22 protein-coding genes, 2 tRNA genes and 3 rRNA genes are annotated in these 24,786 nt (G+C 66.8%); 18 read left to right on the top strand and 9 right to left on the bottom strand.

Features of this window, described 5'->3' with window-relative positions:
- Positions 1-119 precede the first annotated feature (119 nt).
- The 7 genes from KAK07_RS24225 (at position 120) to KAK07_RS24195 (ending at position 5,111) form a co-directional block, all read left to right on the top strand.
- Positions 120-551 carry a CopD family protein gene (locus KAK07_RS24225; RefSeq protein ID WP_210856462.1) on the top strand — a complete coding sequence of 144 codons (432 nt, stop codon included), beginning with the start codon at positions 120-122 and terminating at the stop codon, positions 549-551.
- A gap of 16 nt (positions 552-567) precedes the next feature.
- Positions 568-1,680 carry a VanZ family protein gene (locus KAK07_RS24220; RefSeq protein WP_210863531.1) on the top strand — a complete coding sequence of 371 codons (1,113 nt, stop codon included), beginning with the start codon at positions 568-570 and terminating at the stop codon, positions 1,678-1,680.
- A gap of 25 nt (positions 1,681-1,705) precedes the next feature.
- Positions 1,706-2,032, top strand: coding sequence for a (2Fe-2S) ferredoxin domain-containing protein (locus KAK07_RS24215; protein WP_210856460.1), 327 nt, complete (start codon positions 1,706-1,708; stop codon positions 2,030-2,032).
- Complete coding sequence (locus KAK07_RS24210) at positions 2,032-2,646, top strand: alpha/beta hydrolase (RefSeq protein WP_210863530.1); 615 nt, start codon at positions 2,032-2,034, stop codon at positions 2,644-2,646. Before KAK07_RS24215 ends, KAK07_RS24210 begins: the two co-directional genes overlap by 1 nt.
- 66 nt (positions 2,647-2,712) lie before the next feature.
- Entirely contained in the window at positions 2,713-3,870 is a 1,158-nt protein-coding gene (locus KAK07_RS24205; protein WP_210863528.1) for a D-alanyl-D-alanine carboxypeptidase family protein, read from the top strand.
- Positions 3,871-3,931: 61 nt separating this feature from the next.
- Complete coding sequence (locus KAK07_RS24200; protein WP_210856457.1) at positions 3,932-4,825, top strand: D-amino acid aminotransferase; 894 nt, start codon at positions 3,932-3,934, stop codon at positions 4,823-4,825.
- Between the two features lie 10 nt (positions 4,826-4,835).
- Positions 4,836-5,111 carry a DUF493 family protein gene (locus KAK07_RS24195; RefSeq protein ID WP_210856456.1) on the top strand — a complete coding sequence of 92 codons (276 nt, stop codon included), beginning with the start codon at positions 4,836-4,838 and terminating at the stop codon, positions 5,109-5,111.
- Here KAK07_RS24195 and KAK07_RS24190 read toward each other — a convergent pair.
- A complete protein-coding gene (locus KAK07_RS24190) occupies positions 5,095-5,760 on the bottom strand; it encodes a tetratricopeptide repeat protein (protein ID WP_210863524.1) in 666 nt (221 codons plus the stop codon). The genes KAK07_RS24195 and KAK07_RS24190 overlap by 17 nt on opposite strands.
- Before the next feature lie 104 nt (positions 5,761-5,864).
- On the opposite strand from KAK07_RS24190, the gene lipB reads away from it, so the two are divergent.
- Entirely contained in the window at positions 5,865-6,527 is a 663-nt protein-coding gene (gene lipB / locus KAK07_RS24185) for a lipoyl(octanoyl) transferase LipB (RefSeq protein WP_210856501.1), read from the top strand.
- Between the two features lie 33 nt (positions 6,528-6,560).
- Positions 6,561-7,547 carry a lipoyl synthase gene (gene lipA, locus KAK07_RS24180; protein WP_210856454.1) on the top strand — a complete coding sequence of 329 codons (987 nt, stop codon included), beginning with the start codon at positions 6,561-6,563 and terminating at the stop codon, positions 7,545-7,547.
- Here the strand turns inward: lipA and KAK07_RS24175 are convergent, their stop codons facing one another.
- A complete protein-coding gene (locus tag KAK07_RS24175; RefSeq protein WP_210856453.1) occupies positions 7,548-8,057 on the bottom strand; it encodes a peroxiredoxin family protein in 510 nt (169 codons plus the stop codon).
- 13 nt (positions 8,058-8,070) lie between these two features.
- On the opposite strand from KAK07_RS24175, the gene KAK07_RS24170 reads away from it, so the two are divergent.
- Complete coding sequence (locus tag KAK07_RS24170) at positions 8,071-8,751, top strand: DUF4197 domain-containing protein (RefSeq protein ID WP_210856452.1); 681 nt, start codon at positions 8,071-8,073, stop codon at positions 8,749-8,751.
- A gap of 34 nt (positions 8,752-8,785) precedes the next feature.
- Here KAK07_RS24170 and KAK07_RS24165 read toward each other — a convergent pair whose 3' ends face one another.
- Positions 8,786-9,910: a hypothetical protein gene (locus KAK07_RS24165; protein ID WP_247661303.1), complete on the bottom strand. Its 1,125-nt coding sequence runs from the start codon at positions 9,908-9,910 to the stop codon at positions 8,786-8,788.
- Positions 9,911-10,160: 250 nt separating this feature from the next.
- On the opposite strand from KAK07_RS24165, the gene KAK07_RS24160 reads away from it, so the two are divergent.
- Together KAK07_RS24160 and KAK07_RS24155 are read left to right on the top strand one after the other, a co-directional pair.
- Positions 10,161-10,607, top strand: coding sequence for a PTS sugar transporter subunit IIA (locus tag KAK07_RS24160; protein ID WP_210856450.1), 447 nt, complete (start codon positions 10,161-10,163; stop codon positions 10,605-10,607).
- Positions 10,576-10,845, top strand: a complete 270-nt coding sequence (locus tag KAK07_RS24155) for an HPr family phosphocarrier protein (protein WP_210856449.1) — start codon at positions 10,576-10,578, stop codon at positions 10,843-10,845. Before KAK07_RS24160 ends, KAK07_RS24155 begins: the two co-directional genes overlap by 32 nt.
- 25 nt (positions 10,846-10,870) lie before the next feature.
- Here the strand turns inward: KAK07_RS24155 and KAK07_RS24150 are convergent, their stop codons facing one another.
- Positions 10,871-11,716: a GNAT family N-acetyltransferase gene (locus KAK07_RS24150; RefSeq protein ID WP_210863522.1), complete on the bottom strand. Its 846-nt coding sequence runs from the start codon at positions 11,714-11,716 to the stop codon at positions 10,871-10,873.
- 131 nt (positions 11,717-11,847) lie between these two features.
- Between KAK07_RS24150 and ptsP the strand changes: the two genes are divergently transcribed.
- The 6 genes from ptsP (at position 11,848) to rrf (ending at position 19,342) form a co-directional block, all read left to right on the top strand.
- Entirely contained in the window at positions 11,848-13,617 is a 1,770-nt protein-coding gene (gene ptsP, locus KAK07_RS24145) for a phosphoenolpyruvate--protein phosphotransferase (protein ID WP_210856447.1), read from the top strand.
- Positions 13,618-14,020: 403 nt separating this feature from the next.
- Positions 14,021-15,549 (top strand): 16S ribosomal RNA (locus tag KAK07_RS24140).
- 162 nt (positions 15,550-15,711) lie between these two features.
- A tRNA-Ile gene (locus KAK07_RS24135) sits at positions 15,712-15,788 on the top strand.
- Positions 15,789-15,809: 21 nt separating this feature from the next.
- Positions 15,810-15,885, top strand: a tRNA-Ala gene (locus KAK07_RS24130).
- A gap of 311 nt (positions 15,886-16,196) precedes the next feature.
- Positions 16,197-19,070 (top strand): 23S ribosomal RNA (locus KAK07_RS24125).
- A 159-nt stretch (positions 19,071-19,229) separates the two neighbouring features.
- Positions 19,230-19,342: ribosomal RNA gene (gene rrf, locus KAK07_RS24120) — 5S ribosomal RNA — on the top strand.
- Together the 16S, 23S and 5S rRNA genes with 2 tRNA genes alongside form the textbook arrangement of a ribosomal RNA operon.
- Before the next feature lie 78 nt (positions 19,343-19,420).
- Here the strand turns inward: rrf and KAK07_RS24115 are convergent.
- From KAK07_RS24115 to KAK07_RS24095, 5 genes are read right to left on the bottom strand one after another with little or no spacing between them, the layout of a single operon-like run.
- Complete coding sequence (locus KAK07_RS24115; protein WP_210863520.1) at positions 19,421-20,671, bottom strand: glycosyltransferase; 1,251 nt, start codon at positions 20,669-20,671, stop codon at positions 19,421-19,423.
- Positions 20,668-21,852: a hypothetical protein gene (locus tag KAK07_RS24110; RefSeq protein WP_210863517.1), complete on the bottom strand. Its 1,185-nt coding sequence runs from the start codon at positions 21,850-21,852 to the stop codon at positions 20,668-20,670. The genes KAK07_RS24115 and KAK07_RS24110 overlap by 4 nt, the downstream gene beginning before the upstream one ends.
- Positions 21,853-21,869: 17 nt before the next feature.
- Complete coding sequence (locus KAK07_RS24105) at positions 21,870-22,214, bottom strand: hypothetical protein (RefSeq protein WP_210856444.1); 345 nt, start codon at positions 22,212-22,214, stop codon at positions 21,870-21,872.
- Positions 22,211-23,638 carry a cytochrome P450 gene (locus KAK07_RS24100; protein WP_210863516.1) on the bottom strand — a complete coding sequence of 476 codons (1,428 nt, stop codon included), beginning with the start codon at positions 23,636-23,638 and terminating at the stop codon, positions 22,211-22,213. The genes KAK07_RS24105 and KAK07_RS24100 overlap by 4 nt, the downstream gene beginning before the upstream one ends.
- The gene (locus KAK07_RS24095; RefSeq protein WP_210863514.1) at positions 23,635-24,762 is read right to left on the bottom strand and encodes a hypothetical protein; all 1,128 of its coding nucleotides are present in this window, start codon (positions 24,760-24,762) and stop codon (positions 23,635-23,637) included. Before KAK07_RS24095 ends, KAK07_RS24100 begins: the two co-directional genes overlap by 4 nt.
- Between the last annotated feature and the right edge of the window lie 24 nt (positions 24,763-24,786).

The following is a 24,786-nucleotide window of genomic DNA, read 5'->3' as shown; positions in this document are numbered from 1 at the left end:
GTCATGCTCCCTGCTTTTCCTCCCTGAGCAGGTGCCTTCACGTGATGACAGCGTCAAGGCTTTCAAGCCCCGGCCCACGGCCGGGGCTCTTTCTTATGGGCCGCCGGATAATGCGGCGCATGAGCTACCTCTGGGTCAAGGCCTTCCACATCGTCTTCGTGGCCAGCTGGTTCGCCGGGCTGTTCTACCTGCCGCGGATCTTCGTCAATCTGGCCATGGTGCCGCACGACAGCCACGCCGAGCGCGAGCGGCTGCTGCTGATGGCGCGCAAGCTGCAGCGCTTCATGATGGTCCTGATGATCCCGGCGATCGTGCTGGGCACGGTGCTGTGGCTGGGCTACGGCATCGGGCGCGGCCCGGGCAGCGGCTGGATGCACCTGAAGCTGCTGCTGGTGGTGGGCGTGCTGGTCTACCAGGAGGTCTGCCGGCGGCTGCTGAAGGATTTCGAGGCGCTGGCCAACCGCCGCAGCGACCGCTGGTACCGCGTGTTCAACGAAGTGACGGTGCTGCTGTTCATCGCCATCGTCGTGCTGGTGGTGGTCAAGCCCTGAGGGGCCGGGGCGGGTGGTGGCGCGTCGCACCGATGGCCGCTCGGCGGCCGCGCTGGCCCTGGCCCTGACCGGCCTGATCGTCTACGCCAGCCTGTATCCGTTCACCGGCTGGCAGTGGCCGCTGGGGTCGTCGCTGCTGGACCTGCTGGTCCTGCCGCTGCCGCGCCGGGCACCGCCCTTCGACATCTGGGCCAATCTGCTGGGCTACGCGCCGCTGGGCGCGTTGCTGGTGCTGGCGCTGCGCGGCCGGGGCAGGGCCACGCTGGGCACGGTGCTGCAGGCGGCGCTGGCCTGCGCGGCGCTGTCCTACACGATGGAGACGGCCCAGCACCTGATCCCGGGCCGCTTTCCGTCGCTGCTGGACCTGGCCCTGAACAGCGCCGGCGGCCTGCTGGGGGCGCTGCTCGCGGTGCTGCTGCTGGCCACCGGCTGGCCGGGCCACTGGCAGAGCTGGCGCCAGCGCTGGTTCATCGGCGGCGATGCGCCGCTGGGCCTGTTGCTGGCCTGGCCGCTGGGTCTGCTGTTTCCGGCGCCCTTCCCGATGGGGCTGGGCCTGGGCTGGGAGCGCATCCAGGACGGTCTGGTCGGGCTGCTGCTGGACGTCGACTGGGCGCAGGAGGCGCTGGAATGGATCAGTGACGTGCCGGCGCCCATCGAGCGGCCGGTGGCGGTGGTCTCGGGCCTGGGCATGGTGCTGGGCCTGCTCGCGCCCTGCCTGATCGCCTGCGCGGTCACCGCGCCCGGCTGGCGGCGGCTGCTGCTGTGCGGCGGCGCGGTGGCGCTGGGGCTGGCGACGACCACGCTGTCGGCCGCGCTGAACTTCGGCCCGGCCCATGCGCTGGGCTGGTTGGGCCCCGAGGTGTTTCCGGCGATGGTGGCGGTGGGCGTGCTGCTGCTGTTGCTGGCGCCGCTGGGCGCGCGCCTGGCCGCCGGCCTGGGCGTGGTGGTGCTGGTCGGCCTGGTGGTGCTGGTGGCCCAGGTGCCGGCCGACCCGTACTTCGCCGACAGCCTGCAGGCCTGGGAGCAGGGCCGCTTCATCCGCTTCCACGGTCTGGCGCAGTGGATCGGCTGGTTCTGGCCCTACCTGGCCCTGGGCTGGCTGCTGCACCGGCTGGCCGCCCAGGACTGAGCAGGCCACTGCCTACAATCCCGCCATGAGCTACTACAAGCACCATCTGTTCTTCTGCCTGAACCAGCGCGAGCCGGGGCAGGACTGCTGCGCCAACCAGGGCGCGCAGGCGGCCTTCGACCACTGCAAGCAGGCGGTCAAGGCGGCCGGCCTGGCCGGGCCGGGTGGGGTGCGGGTGAACAAGGCGGGTTGCCTGGACCGCTGTGCCGGCGGTCCGGTCGCGGTGGTCTACCCCGAGGCGGTCTGGTACACCTTCGTCGACAACGCCGACATCGACGAGATCGTCGAGTCGCACCTGAAGAACGGCCGCCCGGTCGAGCGGTTGCAACTGCCGCCCACGGTGGGCCGCTGATGAACGCCCACACCCGCCGGCTGCTGATGGCCGGCCCGGCCGGGGCGATCGCCCTGGCGATCGACGACCCGGCCGACGCGCCGCGCGGCGTGGCGGTGGTCTGCCACCCGCACCCGCTGCACGGCGGCACGATGGACAACAAGGTGGCCCAGACGCTGGCGCGCGCCTTCGTGCAGCTGGGCTACCGGTCGGTGCGCTTCAATTTCCGCGGCGTCGGCGGCTCCGAAGGCGCCTGGGACGAGGGCCGCGGCGAGATCGACGACGCGCTGGCGGTGATCGCCCAGCAGCGCGACCCGGCACTGCCGCTGGCGCTGGCGGGTTTTTCGTTTGGGGCCTATGTGGCCTCGCAGGCCGCAGCACGCCTGGCCGACGGCCAGCCGGTCGAGCGCCTGGTGCTGGTGGGCCCGGCCACACAGAATTTCCAGGTGGCACCGGTGGCGCCGGGAACCCTGGTGATCCACGGCGAGTCCGACGAAGTGGTGCCGCTGGCCGCCACCCTCAAATGGGCCCGGCCCCAGTCGATGCCGGTGGTGGTGGTGCCGGGCGTCGGCCACTTCTTCCACGGCCAGCTCGCGCTGCTCAAGTCCATCGTCACCGACGCCTGGCACCGCTGAGCGGTGCTGCTTCCGCTGTGTGTTCCTGTTGACGCGGCCGCCAAGCCGCGCTCCTGCCTGATTCCCATGAAACGACTGCTGTCCCTGCTCCTGTCCACCCTGTTGCTGGCCGCATCCGCGGCGCGGGCCCAGAGCCCGCAGCCCCCTGAGGTGGCGGCGCGCGGCTACCTGCTGCTCGACATGAGCGCCCGCCAGGTGCTGGCCGAGCGCAATGCGGATGCGCCGGCCGAGCCGGCCTCGCTGACCAAGCTGATGACCGCCTACGTGGTGTTCCAGGCGCTGAAGGACCGCAAGATCGCGCTGGACCAGCGCCTGCCGGTCAGCGAACGCGCCTGGGCCGAGCGCAAGGGCGGCGGCTCGCTGATGTTCATCGACCCCAAGATGACGCCCACCGTGGACGAACTGCTCAAGGGCATGATCGTGCAGTCGGGCAACGACGCCGCCGTGGCGCTGGCCGAGGGGGTGTCGGGCACGCTGGAGAACTTCGTCGCCCAGATGAACCGCCAGGCCGAGGCCTGGGGCCTGAAGAACACCTCGTTCAGGAACGTCACCGGCCTGACCGAGGCCGGCCACCGCAGCACCGCGCGTGAACTGGCCGAGATCGCCCAGCATGTGATCCGCGACTTCCCCGAGCGGCATGCGGCCTACTACGCGATGAAGGACTACACCTTCAACAGCATCCGCCAGCCCAACCGCAACCTGCTGCTGGCGCGCGACCCGTCGGTGGATGGCATGAAGACTGGCTTCACCGAGGCGGCCGGCTACTGCCTGATCGCCACCGCCCAGCGCGACTTCCCCGGCGGCAAGCGCCGCCTGCTGTCGGTGGTGATGGGCGCCGATTCCATGCAGGCGCGCGCCAACGAGAGCCAGAAGCTGCTCAACTGGGGCTACACCGCGTTTGATGCGGTGCGCCTGTTCGAGGCCGGCAAGCCGGTGCAGACGGTGCCGGTCTGGAAGGGCACGCGCAACACCGTGGACCTGGGTGTCGATGGCGCGCTGGTGGTGGCCGTGCCCAAGGGCGAAGCCGAGCACCTGCGCACCGCGGTCGAGCGCATCGATCCGCTGGTGGCGCCGCTGGCCAAGGGCCAGCGCGTGGCCACGCTGAAGGTCAGCACGGTGGGCGGCACGCCGGTGGCGGCCGTGCCGCTGCTGGTGCAGGACGAGGTGCCGCAGGCCGGGCTGCTGGGCCGGGCCTGGGACGCCCTGCGGCTGTGGATCAAGTGAACCCACCGGCGTGGACCGCGCAGCATCGAATCGGAGTAACCTGCGTGCCACGGAGGACGCCATGACCGCTTCACTGCCTGATCTCCTGTGCGACCTCAACGGCACGATCCAGCCGCTGGCCGAGGCCAAGGTGTCGGTGATGGACCGCGGCTTCCTGTTCGGCGACGGCGTGTACGAGGCGATGCCGGTCTACGGCCGGCGCCTGTTCCGCTTCGACCAGCACATGGCGCGGCTGGCGCGCAACCTGGACAAGCTGCGCATTCCCGCGCCGCTGGACCGCGATGGCTGGCTGGCGCGCATCCGCCGCCTGATCGACGCCCAGGCCGCCGACGACCAGATCGTCTACCTGCAGGTCACGCGCGGCGTGGCGATGCGCGACCACGTGATGCTGCCGGGCCTGACGCCCACGGTGTTCCTCTTCAGCCAGCCGATGCGCCCGGTCCCGGCCGAGCAGCGCCACCACGGCGTGGCCTGCGTCACCGCACGCGACCTGCGCTGGGCGCGCGGCGACATCAAGAGCATTTCCCTGCTGGGCAATGTGATGGCGCGCCAGGTGTCGGCCGACGCCGGCGCCGCCGAGACCCTGCTGCTGCGCGACGGCGAGCCCGGCGGCCCCTGGCTCACCGAAGGCGCCTCCAGCAACGCCTGGATCGTGCACGAGGGCGCGCTGCTGGGCCCGCCAATGGACGGCCATGTGCTGGAGGGCATCCGCGTGGCCCTGCTGCGCGAGCTGTGCGAGGAGGAGGGCATCGCCTTCAACCTGCGCCCGCTCAGCGAGGCCGACCTGCGCGCAGCCGACGAGGTGCTGCTCAGCTCCACCGGCAAGGAGGTGCTGGCCGTGACCCGCATCGACGGCGAGCCGGTGGGCCACGGCGCGCTGCGCGGCAAGCCCGGACCGGTCTATGCGCGCCTGTTTGAGGCCTACCAGCGCGCCAAGCGCGAGCAATCCATCTGAGGAGCCCCGCGTGGCCGAGATCCCGCCCGAGCAATCGCTGATCGAGTACCCCAGCGCCTTCCCGATCAAGGTGATGGGCGCGCATGTCGAGGGCTTCACTGAAGCCATCGTCGCGGTGGCGATGCAGTTCGACCCCGGCTTCGACGCCGCCACGGTGGAGGCCCGCCCCAGCAAGGGCGGCAACTACCTGGGCCTGACGATCACCGTGACCGCCACCAGCCGCGAGCAGCTGGATGAGCTCTACCGCACGCTGAGCACGCACCCGATGGTCAAGGTGGTGCTGTAGCACCCGCCGCGGTGTCGGCGGCGTCCATCGCCTTGAGCTTCCAGGGCGCGGCCTCGTCACCCTGGCGGGCGGCGGCCTCGTACCAGTAGCGTGCCAGCCGCAGGTCCTGCGGCACGCCGTCGCCCTTCTCGTACATCGTGGCCAGGATGTACTGCGCGCCCACATCGCCCGCGGCGGCGGCGCGGCGGTACCAGCGGGCGGCCTCGGCGGCGTCGCTCGGCGTGCCGCGGCCCATCCAGTGCGCGGTGCCGGCGGCGACCTGGGCTTCCACGCTGCCGGCCTCGCCGGCGGCCTCCCAGGCCTGCAGGGCCTTGGGCAGGTCGCGCGCGCCCAGGCGGCCGGATTCATAGAGCTCGCCCAGCGCCGCCATCGAGGTGACGAAACCCTTGCCGGCGGCGGTCAGCAGCCAGCGCTCGGCCTCGCGCACGCTGGCGGGCCGGGCCTCGCCGCGCAGGTGCATCACCGCCAGGTCGTGCATCGCCGCTGGCACGCCGGCGCGGGCCAGCGTGGTGAAGCGGGCCTGGGCGGCCGCCCAGTCGCCCTCGGTGTAGACCTTCAGGGCCTGCTGCAGCGCGGTCTCGCCGGGACGGGCCAGCGCGGGCGGCACGGCCACCAGGCACAGGGTGACAGCAAGGATCAGCGGGCGCATGGCGCGACCATAGCGCGAAAGCGATGACCCGGCGCGCGGCGCGGCTGGCGGGCGTCGGGGACAATCGGGTCATGTCCGACGCCGCCGCCTCCGCATCGCCCGCGATGCAGTTGCGCGACTGGGGCCTGGTGCCCTACGCGCAGACTTTCGACGCGATGCGCGCCTTCACCGAGGCGCGCCAGGCCGACACGCCGGATGAGCTGTGGCTGGTCGAGCACCCGCCGGTCTTCACCCAGGGCGTGGCCGGCAAGCCCGAGCACCTGCTGATGCCCGGCGACATCCCGGTGGTGCAGACCAACCGCGGCGGCCAGGTCACCTACCACGGCCCGGGCCAGGTGGTGATCTACCCGCTGGTGGACCTCAAGCGCCTGGGCATCTACGTCAAGGAATACGTCTTCCGCCTGGAGGCCGCGGTGATCCAGACGCTGGAGGCGCTGGGCGTGGTGGGCTTTCGGGTCAGCGGCGCACCGGGCATCTACGTGCGCCTGGCCGACCCCTTCCACGCCGGCGCGCCCGCCGGCCCCAGCCAGGACCCGTTCGCCGGCCTGGGCAAGATCGCTGCGCTGGGCATCAAGGTGGCCGGGCACTGCACCTACCACGGGGTGTCGCTGAACGTGGCCATGGACCTGCAGCCCTTCGAGCGCATCAACCCCTGCGGGTACGCGGGCTTGCGCACGGTCGACCTCGCTACACTGGGCGTGCGCGCCGAGCCGCGCGATGTCGCCGCCTTGCTGGCCGAGCGCCTTGCGGCCCACCTGAGCCGCTGATCCTCTTCCCTCCTCACGCGCCTGCTGTTTGCCATGGCCACCGACAAGACCACCCACGAAGCCAAGACCGGCGCCGACTACGACGCCACCGCCAAGCAGAAGGCCCAGGCCAAGACCGCGCGCATCCCGATCAAGGTGGTGCAGGCCGAGGTGCTGAAGAAGCCCGACTGGATCCGCGTCAAGGCCGGCTCGCCGACCACCCGCTTCTACGAGATCAAGCAGATCCTGCGCGAGCACAAGCTGCACACGGTCTGTGAAGAGGCCTCGTGCCCGAACATCGGCGAGTGCTTCGGCCACGGCACGGCCACCTTCATGATCATGGGTGACAAGTGCACCCGGCGCTGCCCCTTCTGCGACGTCGGCCACGGCCGTCCCGATCCGCTGGATGTGGATGAGCCGCTGAATCTGGCCAAGACCATCGCCGCGCTGAAGCTGAAATACGTGGTGATCACCAGCGTCGACCGCGACGACCTGCGCGACGGCGGCGCCGGCCACTACGTGGAGTGCATCCGCCAGGTGCGCGAACATTCGCCCGCCACCCGCATCGAGGTGCTGGTGCCCGATTTCCGCGGCCGCGACGAGCGCGCGCTGGAGATCCTGAAGGCTGCGCCGCCCGATGTGATGAACCACAACCTGGAGACCGTGCCGCGCCTGTACAAGCAGGCCCGCCCCGGCAGCGACTACGCCTTCAGCCTGAACCTGCTGAAGAAGTTCAAGGCCCTGTTCCCGCACATCCCCACCAAGAGCGGCCTGATGGTCGGCCTGGGCGAGACCGACGAGGAAATCCTCGAGGTGATGCGCGACATGCGCGCCCACGACATCGACATGCTGACCATCGGCCAGTACCTGGCGCCCTCGGGCCACCACCTGCCGGTGACCCGCTATGTGCACCCCGACACGTTCAAGATGTTCGAGGCGCAGGCCCGCGAGATGGGCTTCAGCCACGCCGCCGTGGGCGCGCTGGTGCGCTCGAGCTACCACGCCGACCAGCAGGCGGCGCAGGCCGGCGTCGGCGCCTGATCAGGCCTTCAGCAGCTCGCCGATCAGGCGCTGGAAGTCGGCGAAATCCGGCTCACCCACGTACTTCTTGACCACCGCGCCCGACTTGTCGACCAGGAAGCTGGTGGGCGTCAGGCGCACATCACCGAAGGCCTTGGCGATCGCGCCGTCGCGGTCGTGGGTGACGCCGAACGGCAGCTGGCGGCTCTGGGCGAAATTGGCCACGAACTCCGGGTTGTCGTAGTTCATCGCCACGGCCAGCATCTCGTAGCCCTGGCTGTTGAACTTGTTGAAGGTCTCGACCATCTGCGGCATTTCCTTGACGCAGGTGGTGCAGCTGGTGGCCCAGAAGTTGACCAGCATGACCTTGCCCTGGCGGGCCTGGGCGAACTGCTGGGTGCGGCCGCCCAGCAACGTGAACGCGAAGTCCGGCGCCGTTTCGCGGCCGGCGCAGGCGGCCAGCGCCCACGGGGCGACCGCGGCGGTTGCCAGCCAGCGGGCGGACAGCGCAAGATGGTGGCGTCGATTCATGGAGGACCTCGCAATGCAGCGTCGAGAGTTTACGGCCGCCGGAGCGGCCTTCCTGGGCCTGGGCCTGGCGCCCCTGGCGCAGGCCGGGTTGCTCAGCCAGGCTGATGCGTCCATGGGCGTGAAGACCGCGCTGGAGCGCGGCGCCCTGGCGGCGGTGGGCCTGCTGGGCCAGGACGGCGGCTTCATGAAGAACCCCAAGGTCCACATCCCGCTGCCCGGCGTGCTGGAAGACGCCGCCAAGCTGGCCAAGTTCACCGGACAGCAGGCCAAGGTGGACGCGCTGGTGGCGGCGATGAACCGGGCCGCCGAACTGGCCGTGCCTGAAGCCAAGGAGATGCTGGTCTCGGCCGCGCGCGCGATCACGGTGCAGGACGCCGTGAAGATCGTCCGCGGCGGTGATACCTCAGTGACCGATTACTTCGCCGGCAAGACGCGCCAGCCCTTGACCACCAAGTTCCTGCCCATCGTCACGCGGGCCACCGAGCAGGTGTCGCTGGCCGACAAGTACAACGCGCTGGCCGGCAAGGCCTCGGGGCTGGGCCTGGTCAAGAAGGAAGATGCCAACCTGCAGAGCTACGTCACGCGCAAGGCGCTGGACGGCCTGTACCTGATCATCGGCGAGGAAGAGCGCAAGATCCGCCAGGACCCGGTGGGCACCGGCAGCGACATCCTGCGCAAGGTCTTCGGCGGCTGAGGCCCGCCGCCGCGCAGCCCCTTGAGGGCGGCGTTCAGGCGGTGCGCGACAGCTCGAAGAGCAGCGCCGACGGCAGCGATTCCTGCACCGCGTTGCGCCCGACGCTGGCGCGGCGCTGGTCGTTGTCGCTGCTGAGCTGGAAGCCGTCGCCTTCCTCGGCGATCTCGATGAAGACGAAGTTCGGCACCTCGCCCAGGATGCCTTCGCACAGGCGCTGGAAGCGGTCGCCGGCCAGCGCCGACTCGTAGACGATGGCGTGCGGCAGGGCGTCGCGCACGAATTCCTCGGCCTCGTCCACCGAATTGACGAAGTCCACCAGCAGGCCCATGTGGCGCGTGGCCTCGCGCACGTCGTTGCGCAGGTCGCGGCGTGCCGCGACGACCAGCACGTGGCTGCCCGCCAGTGGTTTGGAGTTCTCGGAGGCGGCGAAGCCGGGGTCGATCTCGACCGCGCTGACGCCTTCGAGCTGGTCGCTGACGGTGCGCGGGAACTCGATGGTCAGCACGCAGTCACGCGGGCCATCCACACGGTCCACGCCCAGTTGCAGCGTGCGGGCGATCTGCTGCACCAGGCGCCAGCTCATGGTGTCGAGCAAGGCGACGTGGTCGGTGCGGGCCACCACCTCCTCGGGAACGGCGTGTTCGCTGACGTGGTCGAAGCGGCAGACCAGCAGCGCATGGGCCGGCCAGGACTTCAGCTCGACGCGCAGCTCCAGCGTGCTGCGGCTGAGTTCGAGCGACCAGTCCATCACCGCCTGGGCCAGCGCGTGCAGCAGCGTGGCATCGGCGATCACGTCCACCGGCCGCAGCGACTGGCGGATCTGCAGGTTGCGGGCCGAGGCCTCGCGGCCGCGCTGGACCAGGATCTCGCGCATCAGCGTGGTCAGGCTGAGCTGCTCGGGCACCTGGCGGATGCGGCCCGAGGCGTAGCGCGCCATCTGCTGCCCGATCATGCCGGCACGGCGGGCGCGGTCGATCTCGTCGCGCAGGGCCTTCAGGCCGGCGCGGTCGATCTTGCCGGTGGTGGCCAGGGCGGTCACGCGCTCCAGGGCGCTGGTGAGGGACTGGCCGATGTCGCTGCCGATCTGGCTGATCAGCTCACGCCAGTACGGGTCGTCGGACGGCCGGGGGGCTTCCTGGGGCAGGCGGTCGGCAGACATGGGGTGGGGCAGTCGATCAGGGGCGTTCATGGGCCGCTCCGGACAGAGGCACCCTCCGTCCTGCGGGCAGGCCGGATGGTGACACAGATTGGGCAGGGAGCGCCGGCGTCCGGTCTGGCGGGGTCGTCCGCAACGGGCGGGGGGCTCGGGAGGTGTGCATGCTCGCCGGTGGCGGCCGAGCCGTCCATCCCTGCCCTTGGGGGCACGCCGGACCCCTAGAATGGCCCCAACCACCGGTTACCCTGCCTCCATGCCCCAGCTGCTGCTCCTGGCCCACGCCCCGCTTGCCTCGGCCTTGCGCTCGGTGGCGGCGCACGTCTTTGCCGAGCACCTGGACCAGGTATCGGCGCTGGACGTGCCGGCCGGCTGGTCGGACACCGAGGTCGAGGCCGCGCTGCGCCCGCTGCTGCCGCCCGGGCAGCCGACCCTGATCCTCACCGATGTCTTCGGCGCCACGCCCTGCAACACCGCGGCCCGCGTGGCCGATGGCGTCACGCAGCGGGTGGTGGCCGGCGTCAACGTGCCAATGCTCTGGCGCGCCATGGCCTACCGCAACGAGGCACTGGACACGCTGGTGGCGCGCGCCCTGTCCGGCGGCGGCCAGGGCGTGATGCCGGTGTCCTCGCACCGGCCCCAGACCCAGTCACAGGACCTCTCGCCCGCCTATGCAGCAAGTCACGCTCACCATCAGCAATAAGCTCGGCCTGCATGCGCGGGCCTCGGCCAAGCTCACCAAGCTGGCGGGCGGTTTCCAGTGCGACGTCTTCATGACCCGCAACGGCCGCCGCGTGAACGCCAAGAGCATCATGGGCGTCATGATGCTGGCGGCCGGTCAGGGCGCCGAGGTGGAACTGGAGACCAGCGGCCCCGACGAGCAGCAGGCGCTGGACGCGATCCAGGCGCTGGTCAACGACAAGTTCGGCGAGGGCAGCTGAGGCCCCGGCTGCTTCGGCGGCCGTCTCAGCCGGCGCGCAGGAAGTGGCGCCGGTAGCGCGCGGGCAGGTCGGCGAGCTGCAGCATCACCGGCAGGTCGGCGGTGTTGAAGTCGGGGTCCCAGGCGGGCGCGCCCAGGATGCGCGCCCCGCAGCGCAGGTAGCCCTTGAGCAGCGCGGGGGGCTCGGCGTCCAGCGTGGTGTCGAGCTGCTCCACCGGCAGGGGCAGGCGGGGCGTCAGCCGGAAGGCGGGCTCGGACAGGTACTGCGCCTGCAGACGCGTCCAGAGGCTGGCGGCATGGTGACCGCCGTCGTTCATCGTGACGCTGGCGCAGCCGATCATCGCCTCCAGGCGGTTGCGCTCCATGAACGCCGCCAGCTCGGCCCACAGCGCCATGATCACGGCCCCGCTGCGGTGCTCGGGATGGACGCAGGAGCGGCCCAGCTCCACCAGGCGCGGTCGCCAGGCCTGCAGGGGGGCGAGGTCGAATTCGCTGTCGCTGTACAGACCGCCGGCCCGCAGCGCCGCGGCCGGGGTGAGCACGCGGTAGGTGCCGATCACCTCCGCCGGGCGACCTTCCGTGCCAGGCAGGCGCACCAGCAGGTGCTCGCAGTGCTCGTCGAAGCGGTCGATGTCGTGGTCCGCGCCCAGGTGCGGCGTTGGCGGCAGGCTGGCGCCCATCTCGTCCACGAACACGCGCCAGCGCAGGCGCTGGGCGGCCCGGACCTCGTCCTGATGCCGCGCCCAGACCACCTCCAGGACCGGCTCTTCCAGGGCGCGGCGCGGCTGCGCCGGCGCCACCGGCGGGCGGCGCCGCAGCGGCGATTCGAGCAATTGCATCAGCGGCTGCGTGGGCGAGGGCAGTTCCTTCATCGGGCTTCTCCGTGGTTGCGTCGCATCGTGGCGAGCGCCGGTGTCGCGACGTTGACGGTCTGTTGACGAAGCGGTGACAGGTGGTGAAACCCGGGCTGTGCCGGGCAGTGGCGCTGCTACAGTCCCACGGCATGAGCATCCAGATCTTCGGCCTGCCCGTCTCGCGCGGTGTGGCCATCGGCCGGGCGGTGCTGGTGGCGTCCAGCCGTGTCGACGTGGCGCACTACTTCATTGACGCTTCGCAGGTCGAGGCTGAAGTCGCCCGCCTGCGCCGTGCCCGCGATGAAGTGGCGGCGGAGCTGATCGCCCTCAAGCAGGAGGTGCCGGAGGAGGCCCATGCCGAACTGGTGGCGCTGCTGGACGTGCACCTGATGCTGCTGCACGACGAGATGCTGGCCGACGCCACCAAGCAATGGATCACCGAGCGCCACTACAACGCCGAGTGGGCGATGTCGGCGCAGCTGGAGGTGCTGGCGCGGCAGTTCGACGAGATGGAGGACGACTACCTGCGCGAGCGCAAGGCCGACCTGGAGCAGGTGGTCGAGCGCATGCTCAAGGCCATGTCGCGCTCGGCCCGCGAGGACGACGACGCGCCGGTGGGCAGCCTGGGTACGCGCGACTTCGGCGGCGAGGATCCGCTGGTGCTGGTGGCCAACGACATCGCGCCGGCCGACATGATCCAGTTCAAGCGCAGTGTCTTCACCGGCTTCGTCACCGACGTGGGCGGGCGCACCTCGCACACCGCGATCGTGGCGCGCAGCATGGACATCCCGGCGGTGGTCGGCACGCGCGAGGGCAGCCGCCTGGTGCGCCAGGACGACTGGGTCATCATCGACGGCGACGAGGGCGTGCTGATCGTCGACCCGTCGCCGATCGTGCTGGAGGAATACCGCTTCCGCCAGCGCCAGGGCGAACTGGAGCGTGCCCGGCTGGACCGGCTGCGCCACAAGCCCTCGGTCACGCTGGACGGCGTCAACATCGAGCTGCTGGCCAACATCGAGCTGCCTGCCGATGCGCCGGCCGCCATCGCTGCTGGCGCGGTGGGCGTGGGCCTGTTCCGCAGCGAGTTCCTGTTCATGAACCGTGGCGGCCACCTGCCGGACGAGGAAGAGCAGTACCGCGCCTACCGTGCGGTGGTCGAGGCGATGAATGGCCTGCCGGTGACGATCCGCACGATCGACATCGGTGCCGACAAGCCGCTGGACCGGATGTCGGCCCATTCGACCGAGCACCAGACCAACCCGGCCCTGGGCCTGCGGGCGATCCGCTGGAGCCTGGCGGAGCCCGAGATGTTCGGCGCCCAGCTGCGCGCCATCCTGCGCGCCAGCGCGCACGGCAAGGTGCGCCTGCTGATCCCCATGGTCGCCCACCCCCAGGAAGCGCTGCGCGTGCGCGAGGCGCTGTCGGTGGCGCAGCAGCAGCTGGACGCGCAGGGACAGCCCTACTCCCAGGTGGAGCTGGGCGCGATGATCGAGGTGCCGGCTGCCGCGCTGATCCTGCCGTCGCTGCTGCGCCACTTTGACTTCGTCTCGATCGGCACCAACGACCTGATCCAGTACACGCTGGCGATTGACCGCGCCGATGAGGCGGTGTCTCACCTGTATGACCCCTGGCACCCGGCGGTGCTGCAGCTCATCGCCAGCACCATCGCCCAGGCCCGGGCGCACGGCAAGGCGGTGTCGGTGTGCGGCGAGATGGCCGGTGACCCGGCCTTCACCGAGCTGCTGCTGGCCATGGGCCTGACCAGCTTCTCGATGCACCCGGCGCAGATCGCCTCGATCAAGCAGCGGGTCCTGCGGGCCGATGCCCGCCTGCTGCAGACGCGGCTGCCGCAGGTCCTGGCGCACGAGCAGCCGCAGGACGCCTGCGCCCAGTGGCTGGCGACGTCGGCCGCCCGCTGAGCCGGCGCGCCGCGCCAACGCCTTTTTTGCAGTTCGCAGCGAACAAGGCTTGCAAGCTGGAAAAAAGCTGTGCTACAGTCGAGGGCTTCGCTGCACAGCACTGATGCGCGGCGAAAAAGAAGCGATACCCGCTGACGGCGCCAACCGCAAGGAGCGCGACGACAGCAGGCAGTCGGGAAGAAAGACCAAGCGCTTGACAAGGTTATTTCTTCATGACAGAATCTCGCTTCTTTGCTGATGACTGATCAGCAAACGCCGCAAGGCAATGTTCTTTAACAGTTAACAGCCGATAAGCGTGGGTGTTTGAAGGCGAGTGCCAAGAGTCGAAAGGCTCGAGGTTGAAAGACCTTTAAACGCTCATGGAAGTGAAGTTCACTTCAATTCTTTGAGCAAATTCAAGATCGAACTATAGAGTTTGATCCTGGCTCAGATTGAACGCTGGCGGCATGCCTTACACATGCAAGTCGAACGGTAACGCGGGGCAACCTGGCGACGAGTGGCGAACGGGTGAGTAATGCATCGGAACGTGCCCAGTAGTGGGGGATAGCCCGGCGAAAGCCGGATTAATACCGCATACGACCTACGGGTGAAAGGGGGGGATCGCAAGACCTCTCGCTATTGGAGCGGCCGATGTCAGATTAGGTAGTTGGTGGGGTAAAGGCCTACCAAGCCGACGATCTGTAGCTGGTCTGAGAGGACGACCAGCCACACTGGGACTGAGACACGGCCCAGACTCCTACGGGAGGCAGCAGTGGGGAATTTTGGACAATGGGCGCAAGCCTGATCCAGCCATGCCGCGTGCGGGAAGAAGGCCTTCGGGTTGTAAACCGCTTTTGTCAGGGAAGAAATCTTCTGGGTTAATACCTCGGGAGGATGACGGTACCTGAAGAATAAGCACCGGCTAACTACGTGCCAGCAGCCGCGGTAATACGTAGGGTGCAAGCGTTAATCGGAATTACTGGGCGTAAAGCGTGCGCAGGCGGTTTTGTAAGACAGAGGTGAAATCCCCGGGCTCAACCTGGGAACTGCCTTTGTGACTGCAAGGCTTGAGTGCGGCAGAGGGGGATGGAATTCCGCGTGTAGCAGTGAAATGCGTAGATATGCGGAGGAACACCGATGGCGAAGGCAATCCCCTGGGCCTGCACTGACGCTCATGCACGAAAGCGTGGGGAGCAAACAGGATTAGATACCCTGGTAGTCCACGCCCTAAACGATGTCAACTGGTTGTTGGGAAGGTTCCTTCTCAGTAACGTAGCTAACGCGTGAAGTTGACCGCCTGGGGAGTACGGCCGCAAGGTTGAAACTCAAAGGAATTGACGGGGACCCGCACAAGCGGTGGATGATGTGGTTTAATTCGATGCAACGCGAAAAACCTTACCTACCCTTGACATGGCAGGAATCCTGAAGAGATTTGGGAGTGCTCGAAAGAGAACCTGCACACAGGTGCTGCATGGCCGTCGTCAGCTCGTGTCGTGAGATGTTGGGTTAAGTCCCGCAACGAGCGCAACCCTTGTCATTAGTTGCTACGAAAGGGCACTCTAATGAGACTGCCGGTGACAAACCGGAGGAAGGTGGGGATGACGTCAGGTCCTCATGGCCCTTATGGGTAGGGCTACACACGTCATACAATGGCCGGTACAGAGGGCTGCCAACCCGCGAGGGGGAGCCAATCCCAGAAAACCGGTCGTAGTCCGGATCGCAGTCTGCAACTCGACTGCGTGAAGTCGGAATCGCTAGTAATCGCGGATCAGCATGTCGCGGTGAATACGTTCCCGGGTCTTGTACACACCGCCCGTCACACCATGGGAGCGGGTTCTGCCAGAAGTAGTTAGCCTAACCGCAAGGAGGGCGATTACCACGGCAGGGTTCGTGACTGGGGTGAAGTCGTAACAAGGTAGCCGTATCGGAAGGTGCGGCTGGATCACCTCCTTTCTGGAAAAAGCACTCAAATTCTTGCACCCACACTTATCGGCTGTGAAACACAACAGTGAGTGAGCGTGAGCCTGGTGAGCGTTGAGAGATGGCCTTGGTAGGGTATGTCTAGCAAGCCAGGAGCAGCGCTTGGAGCCAGGCTTGCGCACTTTAAGGATGCGTGGGTCTGTAGCTCAGTCGGTTAGAGCACCGTCTTGATAAGGCGGGGGTCGTTGGTTCGAATCCAACCAGACCCACCAACGATGCCTGGTAAGGGTGTTGGGGGATTAGCTCAGCTGGGAGAGCACCTGCTTTGCAAGCAGGGGGTCGTCGGTTCGATCCCGTCATCCTCCACCAACGTCTCACTCGCGCTGTTCGGTGCAAGCCAAAGATTCTTCTGGGATTTTTGGTTTGTCATCGAAAGATGGCTGTTGTTCTTTAACAATTCAAAGAGTCGAATCAGCGTTGTCGACGGAAAGCTCGATCGGGGGTAAAGGCCTGGTCAGCACCGTGCCGTCGGCAACATATGATTGCGTCACCAGACTTCAGCTCGAGATATCGAGTTGTAGAACGGCATAACGCGAATACTCAAATATCAGCTCATCTAGCGTTGATGAGTTGATCCGGTCCTTGTGCCCGACGTCTTATCAGCGACGTCAAAGTTATAGGGTCAAGTGACTAAGTGCATGTGGTGGATGCCTTGGCGATTACAGGCGACGAAGGACGTGATAGCCTGCGATAAGCTTCGGGGAGCTGGCAAATAAGCTTTGATCCGGAGATTTCCGAATGGGGAAACCCACCCTTAGGGGTATCGCATGATGAATACATAGTCATGCGAGGCGAACCGGGTGAACTGAAACATCTCAGTAGCTCGAGGAATAGACATCAACCGAGATTCCGAAAGTAGTGGCGAGCGAAATCGGAACAGCCTGTGCTCTTTAGCCATCGATTTATCAGAACGGTCTGGAAAGTCCGGCCATAGCGGGTGATAGCCCCGTATGAGAAAAATCGGTGGTGGAACTAGGTGCACGACAAGTAGGGCGGGACACGTGAAATCCTGTCTGAAGATGGGGGGACCATCCTCCAAGGCTAAATACTCGTAATCGACCGATAGCGAACTAGTACCGTGAGGGAAAGGCGAAAAGAACCCCGGGAGGGGAGTGAAATAGATCCTGAAACCGCATGCATACAAAAAGTCGGAGCCCTTAGGGGTGACGGCGTACCTTTTGTATAATGGGTCAGCGACTTACATTCAGTGGCGAGGTTAACCGAATAGGGTAGCCGAAGAGAAATCGAGTCCGAATAGGGCGTCTAGTCGCTGGGTGTAGACCCGAAACCAGGTGATCTATCCATGGCCAGGATGAAGGTGCGGTAACACGCACTGGAGGTCCGAACCGACTAGTGTTGCAAAACTAGCGGATGAGCTGTGGATAGGGGTGAAAGGCTAAACAAACCTGGAGATAGCTGGTTCTCTCCGAAAACTATTTAGGTAGTGCCTCAAGTATTACCATCGGGGGTAGAGCACTGTTTAGGCTAGGGGGTCATGGCGACTTACCAAACCTATGCAAACTCCGAATACCGATGAGTACAGCTTGGGAGACAGTGCACCGGGTGCTAACGTCCGGACACAAGAGGGAAACAACCCAGACCGCCAGCTAAGGTCCCCAAAATTGGCTAAGTGGGAAACGAAGTGGGAAGGCTAAAACAGTCAGGATGTTGGCTTAGAAGCAGCCACCATTTAAAGAAAGCGTAATAGCTCACTGATCGAGTCGTCCTGCGCGGAAGATGTAACGGGGCTAAGCCAGTTACCGAAGCTGCGGGTGCATCGCAAGATGCGCGGTAGGAGAGCGTTCTGTAAGCCTGCGAAGGTGAACCGTGAGGTTTGCTGGAGGTATCAGAAGTGCGAATGCTGACATGAGTAGCGTTAAAGGGGGTGAAAAGCCCCCTCGCCGTAAGCGCAAGGTTTCCTACGCAACGTTCATCGGCGTAGGGTGAGTCGGCCCCTAAGGCGAGGCAGAGATGCGTAGCTGATGGGAAACAGGTCAATATTCCTGTACCGATCTATAGTGCGATGTGGGGACGGAGAAGGTTAGCTCAGCCGGGTGTTGGATGTCCCGGTTCAAGCATGTAGTCGTGGCCCTTAGGCAAATCCGGGGGTCTTAGATGAGGTGTGATAACGAGTCTGCTTGCAGACGAAGTGAGTGATACCCTGCTTCCAGGAAAAGCCACTAAGCTTCAGCTATAGACGACCGTACCGCAAACCGACACTGGTGCGCGTGATGAGTATTCTCAGGCGCTTGAGAGAACTCTGGAGAAGGAACTCGGCAAATTGACACCGTAACTTCGGAAGAAGGTGTGCCTTTAGTAGGTGAAGTTGTACAAACGAAGCCCAATGAGGCCGCAGAGAATCGGTGGCTGCGACTGTTTATTAAAAACACAGCACTCTGCAAAGACGAAAGTCGACGTATAGGGTGTGACGCCTGCCCGGTGCTGGAAGATTAAATGATGGGGTGCAAGCTCTTGATTGAAGTCCCAGTAAACGGCGGCCGTAACTATAACGGTCCTAAGGTAGCGAAATTCCTTGTCGGGTAAGTTCCGACCTGCACGAATGGCGTAACGATGGCCACACTGTCTCCTCCAGAGACTCAGCGAAGTTGAAATGTTTGTGATGATGCAATCTCCCCGCGGAAAGACGGAAAGACCCCATGAACCTTTACTGTAGCTTTACATTGGACTTTGAACAGATCTGTGTAGGATAGGTGGGAGGCTTTGAAACCTGGTCGCTAGATCAGGTGGAGCCGACGTTGAAATACCACCCTGGTGTGTTTGAGGTTCTAACCTTGACCCGTTATCCGGGTTGGGGACAGTGTATGGTGGGCAGTTTGACTGGGGCGGTCTCCTCCCAAAGCGTAACGGAGGAGTTCGAAGGTACGCTAGGCACGGTCGGAAATCGTGCTGATAGTGCATTGGCATAAGCGTGCTTGACTGCGAGACTGACAAGTCGAGCAGGTACGAAAGTAGGACAAAGTGATCCGGTGGTTCTGTATGGAAGGGCCATCGCTCAACGGATAAAAGGTACTCTGGGGATAACAGGCTGATACCGCCCAAGAGTTCATATCGACGGCGGTGTTTGGCACCTCGATGTCGGCTCATCTCATCCTGGGGCTGTAGCCGGTCCCAAGGGTATGGCTGTTCGCCATTTAAAGAGGTACGTGAGCTGGGTTTAAAACGTCGTGAGACAGTTTGGTCCCTATCTTCCGTGGGCGCTGCAAGATTGAGAGAGCCTGCTCCTAGTACGAGAGGACCGGAGTGGACGCACCGCTGGTGTATCGGTTGTCATGCCAATGGCATTGCCGAGTAGCTAAGTGCGGAAGAGATAACCGCTGAAAGCATCTAAGCGGGAAACTCGTCTCAAGATGAGTCTTGCCGGGGCCTTGAGCCCCCTGAAGAGTCGTTCGAGACCAGGACGTTGATAGGCTGGGTGTGGAAGCGCAGTAATGCGTTAAGCTAACCAGTACTAATTGCTCGTGAGGCTTGACCCTATAACTTTGATGTACACTGCCTACGCAGTCGTCAAAGGATCGGTTGAGTATTTAAGTTATACCGTTCAAGTCGGTAGACGCAATCATCTGATTCATGACTCTTTGAATTGGCTTGGCCGCCACACTCTTCCCAGAGCGCGCGCCAGGCAACAAGTTAAGCCTGATGACCATAGCGAGTTGGTCCCACCCCTTCCCATCCCGAACAGGACCGTGAAACGACTCAGCGCCGATGATAGTGCGGATTCCCGTGTGAAAGTAGGACATCGTCAGGCTAATATCCGAAAGGCCCGGTTGCAGTAGCAGCCGGGCCTTTTTCTTTTGGGCTTCTCGTTCTGGTGCTTTGGAGAACCTCAGCCCTGCAGGACGAGACGGACGGCATGCTCGATCGCGGCGTCACCGCCTTCGCTGGCCGTCAGCCTGGGTGTGACGGGCCAGCTGGCCACGGCTGTCAAACCGGGCAGACGACCAGCACGGATGTGCGCTTCCCCAAGCTGCACCTGGTCCAACGGAAGCGACAGGCGTCGGGCGACATGCCAGCTGTTCTCGAACTGGTCATAGGCGCTCGGGAAACTCCACTGTCGGACGCCCGCGGCCAAGCCCTCCGCACAGGCGCCGATGCCGCCGTGGTGCAGCCAGCCGGCAACCCGCGGCAGCGTGTCGCGCAGGTCCACCCAGGGGCGGATCAGCCCCAGCCCGCCGAACGGCGCGGGTGCAGAACCGGGCAACAGCAACAGCGTGGGATAACCCAGCGCGTCCAGCCGCTCGGCGCATGCCTGAAACGCCGACGCCCGGTGGTGGTGGCTGGAACCTGCATAGATGACCAACCGGGGCTGCGTGGCGGCCTGGCCGAGCCAGTGCTCCAGGCCAGGATCCCCTGGCATGGGCACCTGAGGGCGGAACAGCGGAAAGCCCACGCAGTGTGTTGGCACCGGCAGGTCGTCAGCCGCAGGACTGAAGGCTTCGGGGTAGAGCCCGATCACCTGGTGCGGGGAATGGAGCCAGCGCTCGAACACCGACTCCTGCAGCGCGGGCAAGCCCCGCTGTTTCCGCCAGCCGTCGATGAATGGCGCAGCCATCGGCTGCAACTTCCAGCGATCCAATAACTGCCATGCCGCGCGCCGCCAGGCGCGTGGCCACCAGCCGGGAACGCGCCATGCGCCCAGGAACAGCGGGTCGCCGAGATGCCGCAGGCCGTTGGGCGCTGTGTGCGCGGTGATCAATCGATACGGCAGCCGGTCGACGGCCAGGCGAGCGCCCAGCACCAGGGGTGAGGCGAGTACGCGCAGCGTGTGCGGATGCGAGCTGGACTCGCGCTCCAGCACGGCGACCGTTGCATCCACCGAACGCACAGCCAAATGCCGCCAAAGAACGCCAAAGCCGCGTATCGGATGCCAAAGATCCGGGTGAGAGGCGGCACGTTCATGGTCATGGGCACTCAGGATCGGCTCGAATGCAAGGCCTTCCGCCTCGACCGCTGCCCGGTGCGGCTCCGAGGACAGGAACAGCACCGAATGTCCCCGCTGCTTCAACGCCCGCGCCGGCGCCAGGAAGGGATGCAGGTCGCCCACCGAACCCAGCGTGGCCACCAGGACACGATTCATCGCCGGATGCCGCCAAAACACTCGAACTGCCGGAAGTCCGCCACACCGTCCCGGTGGGCAAAGCGCTCCTGCAAGGACCGCGGACCGGCGGTGATCGCGAAATAGTCGTACTCCCCAACGACCTCGCTGGCCATCAGGTACTGGAAATGGCAGCGGTACTTGTCGTGCCGGATCCGCTCGTAGCTGGCAGGGGTGAACAGTTGAGCGAAGCGCGGGCTCAGTCGCTTGGCGCCGGGGGATCCCGGCGGCAACGGCAGGCCTTCGCAGGGATCGACCAACGCGTAGCAGCAGCCGTCAGCGGGGGCGCTGACGTCCAGCCAATGCAGCTGTGCCGATGAGCCCACCGCCACCAGTTCGTCGCGGTAGGCCTGGGCCTGCGGCTGCTGGCTCAAGGTGGCGCCGCACTGACCCAGCGTCAGCAGCGACAGACGGGCGGCCGCCCCGGCGGGCACCTGAGCCAGCGCACGCGCGGCCACGCTCACCGCGAGCATCGCGCCAGAGGAGTGACCGACCAGCAGCACTTCGTCGTGCGCCGGATCCTGCAGCGCCGCCGCCAGGTGCGCCGCGAAATGGTCGAGGCGGGCCTCCAGCTCCGGCGTCTGGCCCCGCCCCTGTCGCACGAGGCAGGCCAGGCTGCGCATCAGCCAGGCCATCTGCGTGCGCCGCTCGGCCTCGACGCCCAGCGCCACCAGACCCGGCAGCGTCAGCAGCAGCCACAGGCCCGTGGCCAGCGGCCAACCCGCCCCCCACAGGCCTGCGGCCAGCACGCCCACCACGCCCAGCAGCAGCACCCAGATGAGCATCGCCAGACCCGGGCCCGCCAGTGCCAGGAACGCGGGCCAGGAGCGGCGCCAGCTGTACCACATCACGCCGTCGCGCCAGCACTGCCAACTGGCCCACAGCGTGGTGCGCAGCAGCGCCCAGCGGCTGCGTGGCCAGCGGGCGCGGACGATGTCGTCCCAGCGCAGAAACTCGTAGCGGGTGCGGACCGACTGGCCGTCGATGCGGGCGTCCACCTCCCAGCCGGCGATGTGCTCGCCCAGCCGCTGCCGACGCCCCACGCTGATCTCGTGCCCGCTCACCGCGGCCTGGCGCGCGGCCTCGGTGGCGTAGAGCTGGTGGTAATGGGCCGGCCCCTGCGGGTCGAAGCCCCCGATGTAGCAGACAAGCCGACGCCGCACGGGGGTGTCCGCCGCCATCACAGGATCGTCTGCTTGTGCAGGCCCTTGGCCAGCATCAGGTCGACCATGGGCTGTTCACGCTTGTTGGCGCGCTGGCAGTGGTCCTTCTGGATCTTGTCGGTGACCCAGATGATCACCCGCGCCCAGCGCCTGTCGCGGGCCCGCCAGGCGTGCGAGGACACCGACTCCCAGGCATAGCCGTCGAACAGCGTGGCGTTGACGAAATGGTCCAGCGCGCGCACGCCGGCGCGGCCGCGCGAGCTGGGGCCGAACAGGCCCACCCACCACAGCAGCAGGTAGCCCAGCAGGGCCATGGGCACCAGGGCCGTCATCACCAGAAAGCCGGCAGCGCGTTCCTTCATGCGGGCGCGTTCCTCGGAAAGACCTTCAGCACGATGCCATTGTCCGCGCGAATCGTCAGCCGGCCCACCGGCTCGGGCACGTGTCCGGGTGACGGCTCGAAGCGGAAGTGCGCGGCCAGCGTGGCCAGCACCAGGGTGGCCTCCTGAAGTGCGAAGGTGGCGCCGATGCACACCCGCGGCCCCATGCCGAAGGGCAGGTAGGCGCGGCGCTGCGACTCGCGCGCTGACGGTTCGTCCCCCTCGTCCTGATCGCCGAAGCGGTCGGGATCGAACTCGTCGGGCCGCGCCCACAGCGCGCGGTGGCGGTGGATCAGCCAGGGCGACACCACCACCGAGGCGCCGGCCTCCACGGTCTTGTCGCGCATCGCGCAGCGCTGGGCCGATTGCCGGGCCAGGAAGCCCACCGGCGGGAAGAGCCGCAGTGTCTCGCGGAAGACATTGCGCGCCAGCGGCAGGTCCTTCAGCACCCCCGGGTCCTGTCGCAGCGCCGCCAGGCGCGGCACCGCCTCGTCGTGCAGGCGTTGCTGCACCGAAGGGTCGTGGGCCAGCAGGTGCAGCGACCAGGACAGCGCACTGGCCGAGGTCTCATGCCCCGCCAGAAAGAGCATCGCCACCTGATCGACCAATTCCTCGAAGCTGAAGCCCTGGCCCGTGCGTTCGTCGCGCACGCGCAGCAGGCTGGCCAGCAGGTCGTCGCCGGCCTCGGGATCGTCGGTCTCGCCGCGCGCCAGCGCGGCCTGGTAGGCCAGGTAGCGCGGCTGGATCAGCGCCACCAGCAGCGTGCGGATCTCCTCGGCGGCGCGCCGGCTGCGCCGCACCTGCCACCAGGGCCGCAGCCAGCGCAGGCCGAAGAAGGCCGGCATCATCAGCCGAGGTGCCAGTGCCTGGTAGCGTCCGAAGGCCTCGAAGATGCGCAGCGCATCGCCGCCGTCCAGCGGCTGCGACAAGATGGTGCGCAGGATGATGTCGGCGGCGACGTGGGTCATCTCCACCTCGACGTCATGCGTCGTGCCGCCGGGCAGCGCAGACAGGCGCTGCACCATCGCATCGGCGGCGTCCTGCATGCGCGAGAACACCCGCTGCACCCGGGCACCTTCGAACGACGGGTCCATCAGCTCGCGCTGACGGCGCCAGGTGTCGCCGTTGGTGGTGAAAATGCTGTCGCCCAGCAGCGGTCTCAGCGCATCGCCCAGCATCTCGTGCTTGGGGAAGCCGGCCGCCTCGTCCACCATCACGCGGCGCACCAGGGCCGGCTCGTTGACCATGTACAGATCCACGCCGGGCAGGTGGACCTCGCCCATCTTCATCGTGTAGCTGCGCGCATAGAGGCTGTCGAGCCAGGAGCGGCGCTTGCCGAAGAACATGGCCCAGGCCGACGGGCGCTGCTCGGCGGGGGGCGGGTAGTGGGGGCAGAAGCGGCTCATGATCGGGCGGGCGCAGGGGACCGCTCGGCCAGCGTCAGCGGGCCGGCCATCCAGACCACCGGATCGTAGCCGCCGCTGTGCTGCGGCGCGCGCAGGTACTGCTGATGCATCTCATGCCGGTGTGAACGAAGCCGCTGGTAGGTGGCCGCGTCCAGGGTCTGGTGAAAGCGCGGTGAATAGCGCGCCAGCCGGGCGCGCCCAGGCGTCAGCCAGGGCGCCACCCGCGCAAAGGCCGCCCAGTCGCCGGGCGCGGCGATGTCGTGCCAGGTCAGTGGCGGGTGGTCGGCCAGGCGCGCCAGATCATCGCGGAACCAGCCGGCATCGCGCACCCAGGCCAGCACCGGCGTGCAGTGGCCCAGCGTCAGCAGCGCCACCTGCGGCCCGCGCTGGCCCAGCCAGGGGGCCTTGCGCAGCGCGCGGGCCATCACCATGGCCGCCATCTGCGTGCCGGTGGAGTGGCCCACCACCAGCAGCTCGCGCGCCTGGCCGTCGGTGGCGCGCTGCACCAGCTCATCGGCCAGCTGGTCAATGCGCGCCTGGATGCCCGGCACCTCGTCACGCGCCACCCGCCAGGTGAAGCCGTACAGGCGCAGCAGCCAGTCGGCGTCCAGCCGCACCTCCAGCTGGCGCCAGGTCCACAGCCACAGCGGCAGCGCCAGCGCCCCCCCCAGCACCGCTGCCCCTGCCGACACCGCCAGCGCGGCCAGCGCTGCCCACAGCACGCCCAGCCCCAGGCCGATCAGCAGCGGCAGCATCGCCAGCCAGAAGGCCGGGCGGGCGAAGCGCCAGATCGGCCAGAAGGCGCCGTGGTGGAAGGCGCGCGCATAGACCACCCAGCGGTCGCGCCACGCAGCGCCCCATCCGCGCGGCCAGGCCGCGCGGACGATGTCGTCCCAGCGCATCACATGGTGGCGGGTGTGCACCGACACGCCGTCGGGCTGCGTCCAGTGCACATCCCAGGCGTCCAGCAGCGGCGAGACGCGCTGGCGCGGGCCGATCTGCACGGTCTCGCCCGCGGGGGTCACCGGGTGATCGGCCACGGCTTGCGCGCAGGTGCGGTGGTCGCGTGAGGGCCCGCGGGGATCGAATCCCCCCAGGAAGAACACCTCGCGCCGCCACGTCATGCGCTGATTGTCACCGCGCCAACG

It is taken from the genome of Ideonella alba (assembly GCF_018069875.1).
Taxonomy (GTDB): Bacteria; Pseudomonadota; Gammaproteobacteria; order Burkholderiales; family Burkholderiaceae_C; genus Ideonella; species Ideonella alba.
This window is presented reverse-complemented; position numbering and strand designations above follow the sequence as displayed.